9 protein-coding genes and 3 rRNA genes are annotated in these 19,887 nt (G+C 61.2%); 1 reads left to right on the top strand and 11 read right to left on the bottom strand.

The genetic code is table 11. The features are described from left to right. Nucleotides 1-68 precede the first annotated feature (68 nt). From AAE021_RS03495 to AAE021_RS03445, 11 genes are all read right to left on the bottom strand, one after another. Entirely contained in the window at nucleotides 69-1,496 is a 1,428-nt protein-coding gene (locus AAE021_RS03495; protein ID WP_342024268.1) for a hypothetical protein, read from the bottom strand. Between the two features lie 372 nt (nucleotides 1,497-1,868). Further along, a 5S ribosomal RNA gene (rrf, locus tag AAE021_RS03490) occupies nucleotides 1,869-1,985 on the bottom strand. 292 nt (nucleotides 1,986-2,277) lie between these two features. Beyond that, nucleotides 2,278-5,442: ribosomal RNA gene (locus AAE021_RS03485) — 23S ribosomal RNA — on the bottom strand. Nucleotides 5,443-5,981: 539 nt separating this feature from the next. Then, nucleotides 5,982-7,509: ribosomal RNA gene (locus AAE021_RS03480) — 16S ribosomal RNA — on the bottom strand. Together the 16S, 23S and 5S rRNA genes form the textbook arrangement of a ribosomal RNA operon. 597 nt (nucleotides 7,510-8,106) lie before the next feature. Next, the gene (locus tag AAE021_RS03475; RefSeq protein ID WP_342024267.1) at nucleotides 8,107-8,895 is read right to left on the bottom strand and encodes an MBL fold metallo-hydrolase; all 789 of its coding nucleotides are present in this window, start codon (nucleotides 8,893-8,895) and stop codon (nucleotides 8,107-8,109) included. Between the two features lie 8 nt (nucleotides 8,896-8,903). Continuing rightward, entirely contained in the window at nucleotides 8,904-10,010 is a 1,107-nt protein-coding gene (locus AAE021_RS03470; RefSeq protein WP_342024266.1) for a branched-chain amino acid aminotransferase, read from the bottom strand. Nucleotides 10,011-10,071: 61 nt separating this feature from the next. After that, entirely contained in the window at nucleotides 10,072-11,133 is a 1,062-nt protein-coding gene (locus AAE021_RS03465; protein WP_342024265.1) for a 3-isopropylmalate dehydrogenase, read from the bottom strand. Nucleotides 11,134-11,202: 69 nt separating this feature from the next. After that, nucleotides 11,203-13,590, bottom strand: coding sequence for a CgeB family protein (locus AAE021_RS03460; protein ID WP_342024264.1), 2,388 nt, complete (start codon nucleotides 13,588-13,590; stop codon nucleotides 11,203-11,205). Further along, entirely contained in the window at nucleotides 13,591-16,278 is a 2,688-nt protein-coding gene (locus tag AAE021_RS03455; protein WP_342024263.1) for a glycosyltransferase, read from the bottom strand. It lies immediately after the preceding gene. Beyond that, nucleotides 16,275-17,744 carry a glycosyltransferase family 4 protein gene (locus AAE021_RS03450; RefSeq protein WP_342024262.1) on the bottom strand — a complete coding sequence of 490 codons (1,470 nt, stop codon included), beginning with the start codon at nucleotides 17,742-17,744 and terminating at the stop codon, nucleotides 16,275-16,277. The genes AAE021_RS03455 and AAE021_RS03450 overlap by 4 nt, the downstream gene beginning before the upstream one ends. Before the next feature lie 25 nt (nucleotides 17,745-17,769). Then, the gene (locus tag AAE021_RS03445) at nucleotides 17,770-18,507 is read right to left on the bottom strand and encodes a hypothetical protein (protein WP_342024261.1); all 738 of its coding nucleotides are present in this window, start codon (nucleotides 18,505-18,507) and stop codon (nucleotides 17,770-17,772) included. Between the two features lie 121 nt (nucleotides 18,508-18,628). On the opposite strand from AAE021_RS03445, the gene AAE021_RS03440 reads away from it, so the two are divergent. Further along, nucleotides 18,629-19,885 carry a sensor histidine kinase gene (locus AAE021_RS03440; RefSeq protein WP_342024260.1) on the top strand — a complete coding sequence of 419 codons (1,257 nt, stop codon included), beginning with the start codon at nucleotides 18,629-18,631 and terminating at the stop codon, nucleotides 19,883-19,885. Nucleotides 19,886-19,887 lie beyond the last annotated feature (2 nt).

The following is a 19,887-nucleotide window of genomic DNA, read 5'->3' as shown; positions in this document are numbered from 1 at the left end:
TGCAGGCGCATTAGGTGCTCCGCACCGGCCATGAATGAGGCTATCAAGTCAGTACGCCTGCGATCTTGCTAGCGCGCAACGATGAAACCAGCAGTAACCGTCCCGCGCCATGGGTCCTCATCCGTCGGGTCGAGTCCGCATAGTTGGCTCACCTTCCGGACCAGCGGCTGAGCAGCCATCCTGCTCTCGGCTGCGACCATCAACTCCATATCACCATTCTTGGTAAAGCTGATGCTTCCAGCGACTCCGCTCAGACGCGCAATTTTCTGCAAAGTACGACTTGCGAATGGGCCTAAGTCCACCGCAGCGCCCGGCGCCTCGTACCTGAACTTGCTGCGATAAGGGTATAGGTGAGGCGCAAGAACGGGCAGGGTTACCTTGGAAGCCACGCCGGACAGTATGGCGGATTTGACTGCTTTCTCGTTGAAACGAATCGACTTAATCTGCGGAGAGCTTGACCGCCGGATACCGGGAAAAAGGGTGTCGATAATTACAAGCGGAGCATCGCGGCCACGCCCGGAGGATGGGTACATGTTGACCCCGATTTGGGGACGTGAATTGATTTCAATCACAACATAGTTATCAGGCGTAGCGGGTTGGCCAGTTTTGTACAACACATCAACTCCAGCAATCAGAATGCCGGGGAGCTTCTTCACGGCTTGCACCGCTGCGGTTTTGATTTCATCTGGCAGTTCATCAGTAACATCGAACACATCGCCGCCAGCAGAAGCATTAGCAACACGACGAAGAAGCACGTGCGCTCCCCGAGGTGGCTTGTCACCAAGCTGGAGGTTCTGCGCTTCCAGGCACTTGGTCACCTCGAAATCGACCTTGATTAGGCCGGATCCTAAGAACGGATTCCGCCGCCTTGATAGGTTCTTAGCTTCAATGAGCTCACCTATGGTGGAGACACCGTCGCCAAGGACGTGCGCGGGAATCCTTCTGACAGCGCCGACAAGTCGCTCACCCACAACGAGGACCCTGTAGTCCTCGCCTTCATGATGCTTCTCTAGGATGACACGTCGCGCTTTCAGGTCCTTGACGAGATGGTCGTATCCCGCTTTGAGCTCCGCCCAGTCCATCAACCCAATGAGGACACCTTGGCCCATGGAACCCGTGTCAGGTTTGAGTACAATGGGGAACCCAATCTCGTCAGAAATTGTCTTGAGTATTTCGTCAGAGGTTTCCTTCGGGTCCAGAAGATATCCTCGCGGAGCGGGAATCCCCTCTTCTCGAAGTAATGCTAGTGTCTCCGATTTTCGATCCAATCGGGTGTAGTCTTCTCGCCGCGTAATCGAGTCCGGACGGGAGAAGTTAAATTCAACACTCCGCTGTCCATCACTAATTGTGTAGACCTGAAGGTCTTTCGAAGTGAATGTAACTTCGAGTCCCCGTCTCCAAGCTTCGAGCGCGATTGCATAACTCGACAGGCCGCTGCTTCCGAGAGAGCGCCCCATCAAACGCGCTGGAAAGTGATCCGGCCAGGCAACAGTCACGCATTGACTCCTAAATTGGGGTTTGTTAGATAATATCAGTGGCTGCCGATGGATACTCCGAGATAGCTCTCGGTGGCTCCGGCGGTCGCCCCACCCGGCACGGTGAAGGAAGGCTGGCCAGCCGGTTTGTTGGCACCATGGTCATCGATTCAGCGCTTGAACAGCGGTTTCCGTTCCATGAGGTGTGCCCGGAGGACGACTCAGTATTTTGTCTGCAGTGCTGGCTGGACCAGAGCTAAAACATCACAAAAACTCTTAAGCCAGTCTTAGCACGATTGACCAGCTTCCCGTCTCGGCAAACCAAAGAGCGCTGGTTAAACAAGTAAGGCCCGCACCAACTGGTGCGGGCCTTACTCTCTCAACCGAAATATTGTCCGGCGGTGACCTACTCTCCCACATCCTCCCGGATGCAGTACCATCGGCGCTGTGGGTCTTAGCTTCCGGGTTCGGAATGGGACCGGGCGTTTCCCCCACGCTATGACCGCCGTAACCCTTCCACCCACACCACCCAGGAACAAAAAACATCCCGGGTGAGGGGAAAACAATGGTCACAACAAAACACACAAAACCAATAACAACATTGAGTGTTTCAAAGCGAAGTTATAACTGTAATTATACGACACACCAGAACCCGCAAGGGTGTGGTGGTGCCGGTTCCAGGAGTGACAAACCACACGGGTTTGTTATCCGGGAACCACATAGTGGACGCAAGCAGCACATGATCTAACACAACCCTTATTTGGCGGGAACGTTTGAAGTCGTTTCCTGCCCAGATTGTGGTGTGGTGTAAGTTATCGGCCTATTAGTACCGGTCAGCTTCACGGGTCTTTAGTCCCCGCTTCCACATCCGGCCTATCAACCCAGTGGTCTGGCTGGGGGCCTCTCACACACAAGGTGTATGGAAATCTCATCTCGAAGCGGGCTTCCCGCTTAGATGCTTTCAGCGGTTATCCCATCCGAACGTAGCTAATCAGCGGTGCACTTGGCAGTACAACTGACACACCAGAGGTTCGTCCGTCCCGGTCCTCTCGTACTAAGGACAGCCCTTCTCAAATTTCCTGCGCGCGCAGCGGATAGGGACCGAACTGTCTCACGACGTTCTAAACCCAGCTCGCGTACCGCTTTAATGGGCGAACAGCCCAACCCTTGGGACCTACTCCAGCCCCAGGATGCGACGAGCCGACATCGAGGTGCCAAACCATGCCGTCGATATGGACTCTTGGGCAAGATCAGCCTGTTATCCCCGAGGTACCTTTTATCCGTTGAGCGACGGCCATTCCACAATGTACCGCCGGATCACTAGTCCCGACTTTCGTCCCTGCTCGAGATGTCTCTCTCACAGTCAAGCTCCCTTGTGCACTTACACTCGCCACCTGATTGCCAACCAGGCTGAGGGAACCTTTGGGCGCCTCCGTTACTCTTTAGGAGGCAACCGCCCCAGTTAAACTACCCATCAGGCACTGTCCCTGACCCGGATTACGGGCCGAAGTTAGATATCCAGTATGACCAGAGTGGTATTTCAACGATGACTCCACCCGAACTGGCGTCCGGGTCTCACAGTCTCCCACCTATCCTACACAAGCCACACCGAATATCAATACCAAACTATAGTAAAGGTCTCGGGGTCTTTCCGTCCTGCTGCGCGTAACGAGCATCTTTACTCGTACTGCAATTTCGCCGAGTTTATGGTTGAGACAGCGGGGAAGTCGTTACTCCATTCGTGCAGGTCGGAACTTACCCGACAAGGAATTTCGCTACCTTAGGATGGTTATAGTTACCACCGCCGTTTACTGGGGCTTAAATTCCCAGCTTCGCCCCAAAGGGCTAACCGGTCCTCTTAACCTTCCAGCACCGGGCAGGAGTCAGTCCGTATACATCGTCTTGCGACTTCGCACGGACCTGTGTTTTTAGTAAACAGTCGCTTCCCCCTGGTCTCTGCGGCCCCGATCCCCTCCGGACAGCTTGTGTCCCTCAAGGTTGGGGCCCCCCTTCTCCCGAAGTTACGGGGGCATTTTGCCGAGTTCCTTAACCATAATTCTCTCGATCGCCTTAGTATTCTCTACCTGATCACCTGTGTCGGTTTGGGGTACGGGCGGCTAAAACCTCGCGCCGATGCTTTTCTAGGCAGCATAGGATCACCGGATTCCCACCAAAGTGGGTCCCGTCAGATCTCAGGATCGTCATCAAAGACACAGCAACGGATTTACCTATCGCTGACCCTACATCCTTAGACCAGGACAACCATCGCCCGGCCCGGCTACCTTCCTGCGTCACACCTGTTAATACGCTTACCTCCCGGGATCAGGTCCCGCGCTCCACCAAAAACCGGGTCACCACAAGGGCGGCCGGTCAGGTATTGGGCGGTTAGTGTCCCCCGATCAGTATTGGCGGTTTTTCGCCGGTACGGGAATATCAACCCGTTGTCCATCGACTACGCCTGTCGGCCTCGCCTTAGGTCCCGACTTACCCAGGGCAGATTAGCTTGACCCTGGAACCCTTGATCATTCGGCGGACGGGTTTCTCACCCGTCTTTCGCTACTCATGCCTGCATTCTCACTCGTGTAGGCTCCACCGCTGGTTTACACCGCGACTTCACTGCCCACACGACGCTCCCCTACCCATCCAAACGCTTGAACGAAAATGGATAAACCATCCGCTTGGCTAATATTTGAATGCCACAACTTCGGCGGTGTACTTGAGCCCCGCTACATTGTCGGCGCGGAATCACTTGACCAGTGAGCTATTACGCACTCTTTCAAGGATGGCTGCTTCTAAGCCAACCTCCTGGTTGTCTTCGCAACTCCACATCCTTTCCCACTTAGCACACGCTTAGGGGCCTTAGTTGGTGGTCTGGGCTGTTTCCCTCTCGACTATGAAGCTTATCCCCCACAGTCTCACTGCTGCGCTCTCACTTACCGGCATTCGGAGTTTGGCTGACGTCAGTAACCTTGTAGGGCCCATTAGCCATCCAGTAGCTCTACCTCCGGTAAGAAACACGCAACGCTGCACCTAAATGCATTTCGGGGAGAACCAGCTATCACGGAGTTTGATTGGCCTTTCACCCCTACCCACAGCTCATCCCCTCCATTTTCAACTGAAGTGGGTTCGGTCCTCCACGCGCTCTTACACGCGCTTCAACCTGGCCATGGGTAGATCACTCCGCTTCGGGTCTAGATCACGCCACTGCATCGCCCTGTTCAGACTCGCTTTCGCTACGGCTTCCCCTCACGGGTTAACCTCGCGACGTAACACTAACTCGCAGGCTCATTCTTCAAAAGGCACGCTGTCACAAGCACAACACCACAAGTGGCATCGCCCTGCTCCAACGGATTGTAGGCACACGGTTTCAGGTACTGTTTCACTCCCCTCCCGGGGTACTTTTCACCTTTCCCTCACGGTACTTGTCCGCTATCGGTCATCAGGGAGTATTTAGGCTTACCAGGTGGTCCTGGCAGATTCGCACGGGATTTCTCGGGCCCCGTGCTACTTGGGATCCTCTCCAAGCGGCAGCATACATTCCGGTTACGGGGCTAACACCCTCTACGGCCCGGCTTTCAAACCGGTTCACCTATGCACCTGCACTCACTTCACCAATCCGGCAGAACTGGTACGGAAAGTCCCGCAACCCCAGTGATGCAACGCCCGCCGGCTATCACACACCACTGGTTTAGCCTCTTCCGCGTTCGCTCGCCACTACTAACGGAATCACTGTTGTTTTCTCTTCCTGTGGGTACTGAGATGTTTCACTTCCCCACGTTCCCTCCACGCACCCTATGTGTTCAGATGCGGGTCACCCGGTCACTCGCGCGCCGGGCGGGGTTTCCCCATTCGGACATCCTGGGATCAACGCTCGGTTATCAACTCCCCCAGGCTTATCGCAGATTCCTACGTCCTTCTTCGGCTCCTGATGCCAAGGCATCCACCGTGTGCCCTTAAAAACTTGACCACAAAGATCAATAAATATTATCGCTATCGAGAAAACCATGACAACACCGGAAACACACCCATCAAGGGCACATCCCCGGATCACCAGGTTTATCTGAAATTGCACTTAATAATTTTAAGATGCTCGCGTCCACTATGTAGTTCTCAAACAACAACCCCGTCACACCCCGCCACCACCACGTATTCACCGTGGAAGTCTTAGGTCTGCGCAGGAACAATCAGAAACAACACGGTACCCGTGCCACCTCCAACCAAACGGCTGTCAGTTCATACGGTCCTGTTGTCTCAGGACCCAACAGTGTGCCAAACGGTAAAACCCGGTACTCGAGGCACCGGCAGCTCTTTCCAACCACAACCATCCCCACAAGTGGGAACGTACACGGCGTACTCATGCTGCCAGGCTCAACGCCGGGCACCTGCTCATTGATATTCCACCCTTGAGCACCCACCGAAGAACAAATGTCTTACGATATGGGCATCTCCTGCAAAGACCGCATCCAACACTGTGGAAGGACACAAAATCTTTGAGGTGCTCCTTAGAAAGGAGGTGATCCAGCCGCACCTTCCGGTACGGCTACCTTGTTACGACTTAGTCCCAATCGCCGGTCCCACCTTCGACGGCTCCCTCCCACAAGGGGTTAGGCCACCGGCTTCGGGTGTTACCAACTTTCGTGACTTGACGGGCGGTGTGTACAAGGCCCGGGAACGTATTCACCGCAGCGTTGCTGATCTGCGATTACTAGCGACTCCAACTTCATGAGGTCGAGTTGCAGACCTCAATCCGAACTGAGACCGGCTTTTTGGGATTAGCTCCACCTCACAGTATCGCAACCCTTTGTACCGGCCATTGTAGCATGCGTGAAGCCCAAGACATAAGGGGCATGATGATTTGACGTCGTCCCCACCTTCCTCCGAGTTGACCCCGGCAGTCTCCTATGAGTCCCCGCCATCACGCGCTGGCAACATAGAACGAGGGTTGCGCTCGTTGCGGGACTTAACCCAACATCTCACGACACGAGCTGACGACAACCATGCACCACCTGTAAACCGGCCACAAGTGGGGGACCTGTTTCCAGGCCTTTCCGGTTCATGTCAAGCCTTGGTAAGGTTCTTCGCGTTGCATCGAATTAATCCGCATGCTCCGCCGCTTGTGCGGGCCCCCGTCAATTCCTTTGAGTTTTAGCCTTGCGGCCGTACTCCCCAGGCGGGGCACTTAATGCGTTAGCTACGGCGCGGAAAACGTGGAATGTCCCCCACACCTAGTGCCCAACGTTTACGGCATGGACTACCAGGGTATCTAATCCTGTTCGCTCCCCATGCTTTCGCTCCTCAGCGTCAGTTACAGCCCAGAGACCTGCCTTCGCCATCGGTGTTCCTCCTGATATCTGCGCATTTCACCGCTACACCAGGAATTCCAGTCTCCCCTACTGCACTCTAGTCTGCCCGTACCCACTGCAGACCCGGGGTTGAGCCCCGGGCTTTCACAGCAGACGCGACAAACCGCCTACGAGCTCTTTACGCCCAATAATTCCGGATAACGCTTGCGCCCTACGTATTACCGCGGCTGCTGGCACGTAGTTAGCCGGCGCTTCTTCTGCAGGTACCGTCACTTTCGCTTCTTCCCTGCTGAAAGAGGTTTACAACCCGAAGGCCTTCGTCCCTCACGCGGCGTCGCTGCATCAGGCTTTCGCCCATTGTGCAATATTCCCCACTGCTGCCTCCCGTAGGAGTCTGGGCCGTGTCTCAGTCCCAGTGTGGCCGGTCACCCTCTCAGGCCGGCTACCCGTCGTCGCCTTGGTGGGCCATTACCCCAACCAACTAGCTGATAGGCCGCGAGTCCATCCAAAACCGCATCAAGCTTTCCACGGACCGCCATGCGGTGGTCCGTCGTATCCGGTATTAGACCCGGTTTCCCAGGCTTATCCCGAAGTTAAGGGCAGGTTACTCACGTGTTACTCACCCGTTCGCCACTAATCATTTTGTGCAAGCACAAAAGTCATCGTTCGACTTGCATGTGTTAAGCACGCCGCCAGCGTTCATCCTGAGCCAGGATCAAACTCTCCGTAAATGTGTTACAGACACAGCACCGGAGCCAAGGAAAATTGGCTGCACGGTCCTGCACTAAATTCGAAACCAGCTAAAAAAGCCGTCCCATACCCACGGGGTGGGCGGTAACAGCCAGTTCAACCAATTAAAATAATTGGTATCAATAAACTTGGCACACTATTGAGTTCTCAAACAACAGATGCATCCGAAATACTCGGAAAAACAATGGTTTGTTTTTCTTTTCTCTTCGCTGCAGTGTTTCTTTATTCTATTTCATCCGGCCGGTTTTAGCAATTCGGGATAATTCCCGATATTTGATATTTCGTCCGGCTGGACCCGTCACGAAGCTTCCGGATATTCTCCGTTGCTGTGTGTTGGGGTTTTGCCGCCGTTTCCGGGAGTCTCACTTGCAGATACACTTCGCAGTGTCTGTCAGGCGCTCACCGGGGCAACTCACTCAACTTTACACAGCCCCGGCGGTCCGCGCAAACCGCAGCAGAGTGACCTCCTGCACTTCACGCCAAACCGTTTCCACGCTCCCCTTAGACCTCGAAAAACGGACATATCCAGTCTGCAACTGCCCAGCGCAGTCCCGCAAGCCCTTCCGCGGTGGAAGTGCTCACACAGCTTTCCTTAGGTAGTGAAGCTGCGCTGCCACCGAGAGCTCGGCCGCTGCCCGGACATTCGCCGGCACGTCCGCATAGACAAGGTCCGCAACGCGGGACACGGTGGCGTCCGGTCCCGCCTCCGCCACGGCGGCGCGGATCTGCTCCAGCCGTTCCTCCCGATGGTCGCGGTAGGTCAGGACCACGGAGCTGAGATCCGAGAGCACGGGGCCATGCGCGGGCAACACTGTTGCGTGCCCCAGTCTCGCCAGCCGCTCCAGGCTGGCGAGGTACTCTCCCAGCGTTCCGTCTGGAAAGTCCAGCACGGTGGTGCCGCGCCCCAGAATGGTGTCTCCGGTCAGCACCGATCCTCCGGACCCATCCGCGGGCAAATGGAAACAGACTGAATCCGAGGTGTGCCCGGGGGTGGCCACCACGCGGATAGCCACTCCCCCGGCCTTGATCTCCTCACCGTCCCGCAGCGGCGCACCGTTGACGCAGTATGCAGGATCCAGTGCACGCACGGAGGCACCCGTTATCTCCGCGAACCGGTGACTGGCCTCGGTATGGTCCGCGTGGCGGTGGGTAATCAGAATGACGTCCACTGCACCGGCGGAGGCCAGCAGCTGCAGGTGGCCCTCATCCAGTGGGCCCGGGTCCACCACCGCCACACTTTCGGATCCGTTTGCGGCGATGACATAGCTGTTGGTCCCGTCCAGGCTCATGGGACCGGGGTTCGGCGCCAGGGCAAAGCGGGTCAGCGGGCTGCTTCGGATCAGTGCGGTGGTGGACATCGGGCTCATTTCGTTGGTTAGACCAGGCGCGTGAGCCAGCCGTGGGTATCCTCGACCGTTCCGGTCTGGATCCCGAGCAGCTGCTCACGGATGGACATGGTGACCGGGCCGGCAACCGCGTCCGCGGATCCGATGGATTCGGTTTCCGTCTTCAGTTCACCGACGGGCGTGATGACAGCGGCAGTGCCGCAGGCAAACACCTCGGTAATGTCGCCGGAGGCTACGCCGTCGCGCCATTCGTCCAGGGTGATCTTGCGTTCCTGGACGTTCAGGCCGCGGTCCCGTCCAAGCTGCAGGACGGAGGAACGGGTAATGCCGTGCAGGATCGTGCCGGACAGCGCCGGAGTCACCAGAGTGCCGTCCTTGAAGACGAAGAACACGTTCATGCCGCCGAGCTCTTCCACGGCGTTGTCATTGGCCTCGTCCAGGAACAGGACCTGCTTGCACCCGTGTGCCTCGCCTTCCATCTGGGCGATCAGCGATGCGGCGTAGTTGCCGCCGCACTTGGCTTCACCGGTGCCGCCAATACCGGCGCGGGCATACCTGGTGGAAAGCCAGATGGACACCGGCTTCAGTTCCCCGCCAAAGTAGTTGCCGGCCGGGGAAGCAATCACGCGGTAGGACACCTCACGGGATGGGCGGACCCCCAGGAAGGCCTCGGTGGCGATCATGAACGGCCGCAGGTACAGGGCAGCGCCGTCGCCCTCCGGGATCCAGTCCTGATCCAGCGCCACCAGCTGGCGCAGGGATTCCAGGAACAGCTCTTCGGGCAGCTCCGGCAGCGCAAGGCGGCGGGCGGAGAGGTTCAGGCGGGCTGCGTTGGCCTCGGGCCGGAAGCTCCACACCGAGCCGTCAGCATGCCGGTACGCCTTGAGTCCTTCGAAAATTTCCTGGCCGTAGTGAAGCACTGCGGCGGCCGGATCCATGGCGATGGGTCCGTATGGTTCAATCCGGGCGTTCTGCCAGACACCGACACCCGCGTCATTGGCTTTGTAATCGATGACCGCGGTGTGGTCCGTGAAGTAGTCACCGAATCCGGGGTTGGCCAGAATGGCCGCACGCTCCTCGGCCGGCTTCGGATGGGCGGAAAGCTCCTGGGTAAATTCCAGAGCACTGACTGACATTGTTTCCTCCACGGTGGACGGCGCGGCCGCCCGACGAAATGGTTATTGGTACTTCCCGAGCTTATGACACGGCCGTGGTTATCGCATTGCCTATCTCCGCCGTCGTCCGCGGGCTTCCCGACCGTGTGGCGACGTCGGCTTCCACCGCTTCCTCCACCCGTGCCGCCTCTTTCTCGAGGCCCAGGTGGCGGAGCATCAGAGCCGCGGAGAGGATGGCTGCGGTGGGGTCCGCCTTCTGCTGGCCCGCGATGTCGGGGGCCGAGCCGTGCACCGGTTCAAACATGGAGGGGTAGGTGCCGTCCATATTGAGGTTGCCGGAGGCGGCGAGGCCGATCCCGCCGGTGACCGCGGCGGCGAGGTCGGTGATGATGTCGCCGAACAGGTTGTCTGTGACAATCACGTCAAACCGGGCGGGGTCGGTCACCATGAAAATCATGGCGGCGTCCACGTGCAGGTAGTCGTGGGTGACTTCGGGGAATTCGACGGCGACGCGTTCCACCGTGCGCTTCCACAGCCGGCCGGCGTAGACCAGCACATTGTGCTTGTGAACCAGGGTGAGCTTCTTGCGCGGCCGGTCATTGGCGCGGCGGAAGGCATCGCGCACCACGCGCTCCACGCCGTGTGCGGTGTTAAGGGACACCTCGGTGGCCACTTCCTGCGGTGTGCCCTCGCGGAGCACGCCGCCGTTTCCGGTGTACGGGCCCTCGGTGCCTTCCCGGACGACGAGGAAATCAACGGTTCCCGGGTTGGCAAGCGGACTGCCGATGCCGGGGTACAGCCGGGACGGGCGGAGATTCACGAAGTGGTCGAGGCTGAAGCGCAGCTTCAGCAGCATTTCCCGCTCGATTAGGCCTGACGGAATGCTGGTGTCCTCCGGAGCGGCACCCACGGCGCCGAAAAGGATGGCGTCATGGCCTTTGAGCGCCTCCAGCGTCTCGTCCGGCAGGGTTTCGCCCGTGGCCAGCCAGTGCTCGGCGCCCAGCGGGTACTCGGTGAGGTCAAACCGGACCGGGCTGTCCCGGGTGACGGCAAGCAGCACCTTGACGGCCTCTGCCGTGACTTCGGGGCCGATGCCGTCGCCGGGAATGACGGCCAGGGAAATGGGGGTGGGCTGTTCGCTCATATCGACAGTCTAGGAAAAGCGTCCACATCCCGGGCAACCCGTCCCACATGTTGGACTAGTTGCTGGACATCATCGGTCTTGGAGCGCGGGGTAAATGAGCGTCAGGTGCTGGGATTCGTCATTTTCCTTCCCGGTTCCCTCCGGCCCGGCCAGTTCCGCCACATGGTGCAGAGCCCAGAACACTGAAGGTCCCTCAACGGGCACGGGGCCCACCCCAGCAAGGGGAGACCATTCGGTCCCTTCATCGCGGATGATACGCAGTGAACTCCACTGTCCGAAGGCTGCTCCGAGCAGCAGGTCCTCCAGCAAAGTCCGCGGCTGCCCCGGCCGCCACCTTCCGAACCACTCAATGTCCAGGGACTGCAGCAGTTCCTTGAGAGCATCCGGGTTTTCAACGACGTACGGTTCCTCCCGGAACGGTATGCCGGCTTGGGCCAGGATCGCAGGCGCGTCCGCATCTGCCACGGACCCCAGGACCAGAGCCGGGCGGACCGACTGGCCTGCAAGTTCAGCAGCTTCCGCGGCGCTCAGCATGTCCACCCGCAAGGCCGCGCGGGCCGGCTGCGGCGCCGCCGCCGGAATGCCGATGGTGCGGAAGAGCACGGCGAGGGCATGACCGGAAAGGTGGGCACGGTACACGGTGCGCATCTGGTTCCAGGCTGCAGTTTTGCGGGCCGCTTCATCGGTCATCCAATGCTTGAGGAAGCCGCGGTAGACGCTTTCATCCGCCGAGACGGGGAAGGCCTCACCCAGGGTGCTGCCGATGCCCCGCCCGTCGGCGCTGTACACCACGGTTCCGCTGGCCGCGATCTCCACGACCCGGCGGGAAAACATGGTGTCGGACCAGGGAGCGGAATTGAAGTTCAGGTGCACCGGAAAGGCTTTGTAGGCGTCAAGGGTTTGGGCATAGGTCAGTCCGCCGCGGATCCAGGCGTGCAGCTGGTCCGGATAGGCCTTGCGCGCCTGCGGATCATTGCTGTGCCTGTCGAAGATCACCGGACCGTGCGGCCAGCTGGCAGCGAAGAGCCGGAGCATCTGCTCGGACCGCTCCGGGAACCGGCTTCCGTAGTACGTTCCGGCGTAGGCAACAGCGGTTTCCCGATCAGTTTTTCCGGGCACCGGGTTGTGCAGGACAGGATCCGCGAAAAACGTCAGCGAGGAATGAGTGAGCCCCCGGGCCCGCGGATTTTCCTGATAGTGCGGCAGGGATCCGCTGTCAGTGGTCACGACGTGGTCAAACAGCGCTGCGACGCGGCGGAACCGCCGGTAATGAATGGGATCTTCCTTGTTCCAGAACACCGTGGGAATGCGGCGGGAACGACAGGCCTCGACCAGTGCCGCCAGGTTCTCGTATCCCTTTTGATCCGTATAGTAGTCCGAGATTTCCCAGGCGCCGGCGTTGCCGAGCCAGGCGGACTCGATGATCAGTGCGTCCCACTGTTCAGTCTCCAGCTGCTGCCGCCAGCCCTGGGCTGTCACGGCAGTGGTCCGCAGCGTGTTTTCCAGCAGGCGTCCGGTGAACTCGTCACAGACGACGCCGGCGTGGAGTTCGTCCAGGCTCCGGAGCAGGACTGCCCCGCTGCCTTCCAGCGGTGCCAGGGTCAGCGGGTCCAGGTCTGCTTCGAGTTCCAGTGCTGCCGGCAGGTCCGGCTGCGGTTCGAACGCGACGGCGATGCCCAGCCGGCGGCCGGCCACCAGAAGCGCGCGGCAGGTGGCTTCCCCGCCGTCGGCCAGCAAAACGGCCGGACGGCGCAGCCGCGCCTCACGGACAATCGCATCAGCGGCCCGGTCCAGGAAGTGGTGCTGATCCGCGCGGATATCCGCATCGGGGCTGTAGACGCTGACGAACCCGTCCGCGTTGTCCGTGCAGATGCGCCTTGGGTAGCCGAAGGGCAGGCCGCTGTCCCATGGATAACCGGGGCGGTAAAGCACGACGACGTCGCGGCCCAGGGCTGCGGACCGCCGCGCCGCCGACATCTGCTCCTCAGTGTCAGCAATTACCAGCACTCTGCCGGCTTCCGGCGTGTAGGCGGGAGACAGGGTCCGCGGCGGGACGGGATAGGGTGCGGCCGCCGGCGGCGCCGCTGTTGTGGGGGCGGCTGCAGGTTCGGGTGCGGCTGCCGACGGCCCCGCAGGTGCGGCACTGCCCTTCGAGGGGCGGGCCTTCCGCACGAGGGCACTGACGCTGCGGCGCGCGGCGCTGCGCAGGGTGACTCTCCCGTTGTCCGGCTGCTGCTTCAGCGCTGCGTTTTCTTCCCGGAACGCTTTGAGGGAGCTCGTGGTCCGCAGGAGTTCCCGGTGCAGGTCATTCCGGGCCGTGAGCATTTGCTCGTAATCGCGCTGGTAAGACGCGGCCTGCTGCTCGGCCCAGCCGAGGCGCGAGGCCAGGTACGCGATTTCGGCCTTCCCGCCGTCGTCCGCCTGCGCCGGGTCGGACCGTTCGTCGTTGTGAGGCATTTAGTCTTTCTCCAGTTCCAGCACGGACTCAAAAATACGCGCGCAGTTGCCGGCGTCCCGGTGGGCAAAGGTGGATGCTGCGCGCTGTGCGTAGGAGTCCTCAGTCCGAAAACCGTTGAGTTCCAGTGTTTCGAGGTTTCGGATGAGTTCCTCGACGCTGTCCGCCACGGGGCCGAAGCCGTTGCGCCGGTAATCGAAGTACCCGGGCCGTGCCGGATGGTCGCCGCGCAGGAACGTAGCGGCGTCGAACTGGAAATAAAGGACGTTCCGGTCCACATAGGCGGCGTCGAAGGCCGTGGAGGAATAATCGGTGATGAAGGCGGCTGATTCCAGGACCAGGTCATGAAGGCTCACCCCGGTTTGCGGATGCAGCTCCACATGCTCCGGCAGCTCGTCCTCCGTCAGGGCCGCGGCCAGTGACGGATGGACGAAGAACGCGAGCCGGAACCCGGTGCGGTTCAGCAGGGCGAGCACCCGGGGATCCGAAATGAAAGCGGTCCATTGGCGGTAGAAGACGCTGCCGCGAAGGACGGCACGCCGTTCTTCCGGCCCTGAAGCCCGGTCCATGTCCTCAGCAACGTTCATCCGCCACGTGGGCATGACAGTGATGATCGTGGGAGCGGAACCTTGGCTGCTTTTGAGAGCCGCACGCCGGTGCAAAGCGTCAAAGCGTGCCAGTCCGGTTAACCGCACCTCGCGCTCGGTCACTGTGTACACGCTCCCGTCAGCGGTCAGGGACGCGTACTCCGCAGGGGTGCTGACAATGAAACGGTCAATCCGCTTGTCATTGAGCCATCGGGAAAGGTCGTTCCAGATGACCCCGTGCTGCAGGAAGACAAAGCGCCCGCTGCCGCCGCCGAAACGTTTGCGGTCGATGGGAAAGTAGGACGGCAGCGCGGCGTCGGAGGAGATCCGGTACTTGGCGTTGAGGGCCAGAAGCACCAGCTCGTCGCTGCCGTAGGGCACCAGGCGGAAGCCTTCCTCCTGCAGCCGGTCCCAATCGGAGGAATTCCGGTTCAGGACAAACCAGGCATTGATTTCCGGATGGTTGACCATGATATGCCGGTAAAAATGCTCACCGTTGTCGAACCCGTGTTCGGGGCGGTCCATCACCACCCAGGCGTCCTGGTATTTGCTCCGGACGCCGGGGTCGGCGGCGCGCAGCTTCAGCCGGTCATCCGCAACCTGCTGCTGCTCCCCCGCGGCCGTCACCGTGCTGATGCCGAAATGACTAAGATCCGGTGCGGACCCCGGAGCCGGCTGAAAGAGACGGCGCAGCCGCCCCTGCACGCGTTTGCGCAGGCCGGCGGCGGGAATCAGGCGGGCAGCCCGGACAACAACCTGTTCCAGGGCCGGCGGTTCCAGACGCAGGTCGTCCGAGACGTGTTTCGACAGGTACCGTGCCTGCGGCGGACCCGGCCGGGGGCTGGCCTCGTGCAGTACGCCGTCGAGCTCGCACAAAGCGCGCTCCGCCGCAGGGAAGTGAACGACCCGCTGCCAGGCGAAGATCTCGCCGAAGAATTCGTGCGCGATCCGTTTGGAGGTGGCCGGGACAAGCCTGTCGCCGGCAGCGTCAAGGTACCGCTCGACGGGCGCATCACCGCGGTAAAAGTAGGCGTATCTGCTGGCATCGCTTTCCGGCGACGGGCGGTCGACGTACCAAGCGTCCGATGCCCGGCCCTTGAAATACAGGGCCATGGCGGTGCGGATTTCGAGACTGACCGGCACGATGGCGAAGTCAAGGATCGCCTCGACATCGATGAAAGCCAGGATCTGCCGAAGCCGGGTCAGGAAGTCGCTGCGTTGGCCGTCGGTCAGGGCCGCAACGGGGTGGCGCATCGCCCGGTCTGCGAGGAAGTACCACATGATGTCGTACAGAACAGTGTTCTGGGCCCATCGGGGAGCGTGACCGTGTTCCTCCGCCAAATCCTTCAGCAGCGCCAGATAACCATAGGAAAGTACCGAGGTGTATCGGTGCTCGGAGGTCCACCCGGACTGCGCCAGGGAAGTGCCGGCGGCACGTTGCCGGTAGTAGTAGCGGGCTTCCGGAACGAGGCCGATGGTGGGACGTGTGCACGCGTTGAGGTAGCGCACCACGAGGTGGGCGTCCTCGAAGGTGGGACGGATCCGTTCATCGAACCGCAGACCGGAGCGTTCCAGGACGGAGGTCCGCAGGAAAACCGTGCCCGCGCTCAGGTGCACATAGTGGGGCTCCCGGTCCAGGTCAACGATGCGCTCGCCGGAGAGGAACTTCCAGGCCAGTGCATGGGTGTCGCGCGTCTCCCCTGTGTCTTCGAAGAACTGGATGAGGCGGCCGGTCACTGCAGCCGCGCGGTCATGGCGGTCCAGGCTGATGAACCGGGCCACCCGCTCCAAATACCCGGGGTCCAGGACATCATCGGGGTCGCAGAAAGTGACCCAGGGGTTCCGGACCAGTTCCAGTCCGCGGTTTCGGGCCGCGCCGGGGCCGCCGTTGCTTCCGGTCAGGACGCGGATCTGGTCCGGATGTTTGCGCTGCCAGTCCTGGATTTTGGCCAGGGATCCGTCAGTTGACCCGTCGTCAACCAGGACGATGTCCAGCAGTGCGAAGGGATAACGCTGCTCCGTCAGGGATTCAAGGAAGGCATCAAGATACGTCTCGGCGTTGTAGACCGCCGAGACGATGGAAAAGACTCCGCGCGCCGTCATGGCCGCCGTGCCTTCAGCAGGTCATTCCAATGAGGCAGCACTGCTGCTGTGTCATACCTGCCGGCCAGGTCCAGGGCTGCAGCACGTTCGGCAGCACCGGCGTCGGGATTTGTCGCCGTGGCGTGGATGAAGTCCGCGGCGGCCGCAGGGTTGGCGAAAACCCAGCGGGAGTCAAAAATCTCCGCCGCTCCGGGCCGTTCAAGGAATACGGGGACGGCACCGGACGCAGCGCCCTCCAGGGGTGCGACGTGGAACGTTTCGCGGTGGCTGGGCGAAAGGCAGAAACCGATGCGGCGGAACCAAGAAGCCATGTCGGGACCGTACTCTTCAAACGCCACGCGGGAGCGCAGTATCGGATCCTCCCGCAGCCGCGAATAGAACTGCCGATAGGCGTCCTGCTCCCCGACCCGCCCGTTCCAGAACCAGTCGTACTCCCAGGGGTGCCGGCTGCGGATGTGCAGCGAATACCGGTCATCCCGGTCCAGCAGCGCCGCCAGAATGTCCAGGGCGCGGTCGGGTCGCTTGAACCACGGGACCATTCCGGCCAATCCCAGCCGAAACTCGGCGCCGCTTTCCTTCGGGCGAAGGAAGTCTGCCGTATCAACCATGTTGGGAATAACCATGGTCTTTTCCCGGGGCCAGCCGGTGGCGGCCAGGACCTGTTCGCGGAAGAACTCCGAGACCAGGACCACGGTGTCCACCTTGGTGATGTCGATGTCCGGCAGCCAGTCGCCGTGCACCTCGAAACCGTGCAGGCGAATGATCAGGCGCTGCTGCGGACGGATGTTCTGCGAGTACCAGACAGCGTTCCCTCCGGCCCACTCGCAAATGATGGTGTCCGCCTCAGCCAGGGCACGCTCCGAAGCAGGGGCATCGTGGGCGTGCAGCGACGTCCAGCGATCCATGGCGAGGACATAATCCGGGCGCTCCTGCAGATGGGTTACCAGTTCGCCGGTGAACTTCAGGTCATGCCCCGCCAGGAGCACCCGGAGGGCGGGGGCTTTCCCGGCTGCCGCGCCCGCCGGACGGGCCATGCCCGGCATCGCTTGTCCGGCCACCAGAACCTTTCCGGCGCTTTCCGGCACGAAGGCTTCCAGCAGGCCGCGTTCATCCTCATTGGCGGCAAGCAGGTAGCGGGAGACGACGGCGATTTCGCCCAGTTTGGCGCGGACGCCCGGGTACGGCAGCTTGTCCTCGCCCGGAGCGTCGTCAATATAGGGCAGGAGCCGCCCGGCGAAAGCCGGGTTGGCGGCCATGGCGTAGGCGAGGGAGAATCCGTGGCAAATGACGGCGTCGTACGCCTGCTCGGCGTGTTTCCGGCCCGCTGCAGCTACCAATCCGGAGCGGTTGCCGCCCGGGATGTCGCGGTTCAGGAGCACGTCGGCTCCGGGGAAGGATTCCAGGGCCCAGGCAAGTGCCGGCGGTGTGCCCGTGCTGGCGCCGGTCATGTTTTCACCGCTGGTCATCCTGTCACTGACCAGGAGGATCCGTTCACCGGACATGGGCGGCCTCGGTCAGTGACCAGGTTTGCAGTTCAGTCAGCAAGTCGGAACCGGCCGTCCCTTCCGGGTGGAGCTCGTCAAACGCCAGCGGCATGGTGTTGCGGCACAGCTTTCGGAGCGTTGAGGTGTAGAAGCGGTCCGGTTCACCGGAATCCAGGAAAACCGTGGCGATATGCAGCCGCTGGCACTTCCGAATGACGTCGGACAGCTCACGGAACAGGACACTGCCGGCGCCCGTTTCGGTGTGGGCCCACACTCCCGAGCCGAGGCCGCGGCGGTCGATGACCAGCATGCGGGGAGTGCCGCGGAGAAGCTGTGCCGATGACGCTCCGGGCAGCAGGTGTTCCACCGGGCCGTGGGCTTGAAGCCGCCGTGCAAGTTCCGGACCGGAAATGATCAGGACGGTACCGTGACGTTCCGCCGCACTGCCCCTGGGCTCAAGGATCAGTTCACCGAGGTAGCTCCTGGGATCTTCGGCGGAGCCGGTGTCCAGTCCCGCCAGCCGTCCCACGGCCGGAGCGGGTGATGCCGCCGGAGCGGCCGGAGCGGCCGCCGGGACGCTGCGGTTTCGAACCAGGACCAAGGTGCTCCCGGCAAACAGGACCAGGGCCGCGGACAGAAAGGCCGCGCCGGGGCCTGTTTCACCGGCGATACTGAACAGCAGGGCGGCAGCGGCAGCTGCCAATCCCGCAAGCTGGGCCCCCAACACAACTTTGCGGTGATGCACCAATACCGTCCTTACCTGCGCTGATAGTCAGTGCTCATCCTAGCCGACCCCCTGGCACCGGCCCGGAATCAGACCGTGGCATGAGGCGGGTGCACGCCTGCTGGCCCTAGAGTTGTTGTCCATGCTCGTGCACCGTCGAATCCAGGCCTGGATGCAGGCGAACCCCTTCAAGGTCGACCTCTTCCAGGCGCTGACCGCCACCCTGATTTTTGCCGTCCCGTTCCTCCTGACATTCGAGGGGCAGCAGGTTGAATTTGTCCTCTCCGCTGCCATCTGCCTGCCGCTGGCCTGGAAGAGAACCCGCCCGGTCGCCGCGGCAGCAATCCAGGCAGCAGCCTGCCTGCTGCAGCTGGTCCTGGTCCCGGAAACCGGGCTGCCAGCTGACATTTTTGTCCTTGTCACGGTTTATTCACTCGCCGTTTATGCTCCCCGCTGGGCAAGCCTGAGCGGACTCGCCCTGGCTCTGGTCGGCGGCATGCTGTTCATCTTCCAGTACTACTTCGTCCCGCTGCGGACCGCCGGCTGGATCCGTGACGACCTCAGTTTGATCGGGCGCTACCTTGCCCTTGTGGTTGCCCTCGACGCGGTGGTCCTGCTCTGTTGGACCCTCGGCGACCTGGCCCGCACCCGCCGCCTGGCCATGGACGCGCTCCGGGACCACGCCCGCCGGCTCGAGGTGGAACGCCAGCAGGAGCGCGATCTTGCCGCCGCCGACGAACGCACGCACATCGCACGGGAGATGCATGACATCGTGGCCCATTCCCTCTCGGTCATCATCACCCAGGCCGACGGCGCCCGGTATGCGAGCGCCCAGGATCCGGAAATTGCGGCCAAGACGCTGGGAACCATCGCGGAAACCGGCCGCGGCTCGCTACGGGAAATGCGCCGCCTGCTCGGGGTTCTCCGTGGTGATGAACTCGCGTCCACCCGCCCCCTGCCGTCGCTGGCCGATGTCACCGAGCTGGTGGACGCGGTCAAACGGGCAGGATTGGAGGTAACGGTGAGCGAGACGGGATCAATGCGCCGCCCGCTTCCCGCTGGCGCCGAGCTGACCGCCTACCGGGTCATCCAGGAATCCCTCACCAATGTCCTCAAACATGCGGGCCCCTCGGTGCAGGCCGGCGTCGACCTGCAGTGGACGCCCCGCGGACTGCAAATCACAGTGCACGACGACGGCCGCGGCGCCGGCGCTGACGGCGCACCTCCTCCTCCTCCGCTTTCCGTTCCCGGCGGCCAGAGCGGTTCCCCCTCCGGCACCGGGCAGGGCATTAACGGCATGGCCGAGCGGGTGGCCCTCTACGATGGAACACTGGTGGCTGCTCCGGCAGCCGGCGGAGGATTCCGCGTTACCGCTTTCATTCCCTACACGGAGGCCTGAGC

The organism is Arthrobacter citreus, from assembly GCF_038405225.1.
GTDB lineage: Bacteria > Actinomycetota > Actinomycetes > Actinomycetales > Micrococcaceae > Arthrobacter_B > Arthrobacter_B citreus_A.
Note: the sequence above shows the minus strand (reverse complement) of the source record. Positions and strands in the feature narration are given on the sequence as shown.

Excerpts from the sequence above, each read along its gene's own strand:
- AAE021_RS03475 (WP_342024267.1), bottom strand. The coding sequence starts at position 8,895 with ATGAGCCCGATGTCCACCACCGCACTGATCCGAAGCAGCCCGCTGACC.
- AAE021_RS03450 (WP_342024262.1), bottom strand. The coding sequence starts at position 17,744 with ATGACCAGCGGTGAAAACATGACCGGCGCCAGCACGGGCACACCGCCG.
- AAE021_RS03470 (WP_342024266.1), bottom strand. The coding sequence starts at position 10,010 with ATGTCAGTCAGTGCTCTGGAATTTACCCAGGAGCTTTCCGCCCATCCG.
- AAE021_RS03455 (WP_342024263.1), bottom strand. The coding sequence starts at position 16,278 with ATGACGGCGCGCGGAGTCTTTTCCATCGTCTCGGCGGTCTACAACGCC.
- AAE021_RS03440 (WP_342024260.1), top strand. The coding sequence starts at position 18,629 with ATGCTCGTGCACCGTCGAATCCAGGCCTGGATGCAGGCGAACCCCTTC.
- AAE021_RS03465 (WP_342024265.1), bottom strand. The coding sequence starts at position 11,133 with ATGAGCGAACAGCCCACCCCCATTTCCCTGGCCGTCATTCCCGGCGAC.
- AAE021_RS03460 (WP_342024264.1), bottom strand. The coding sequence starts at position 13,590 with ATGCCTCACAACGACGAACGGTCCGACCCGGCGCAGGCGGACGACGGC.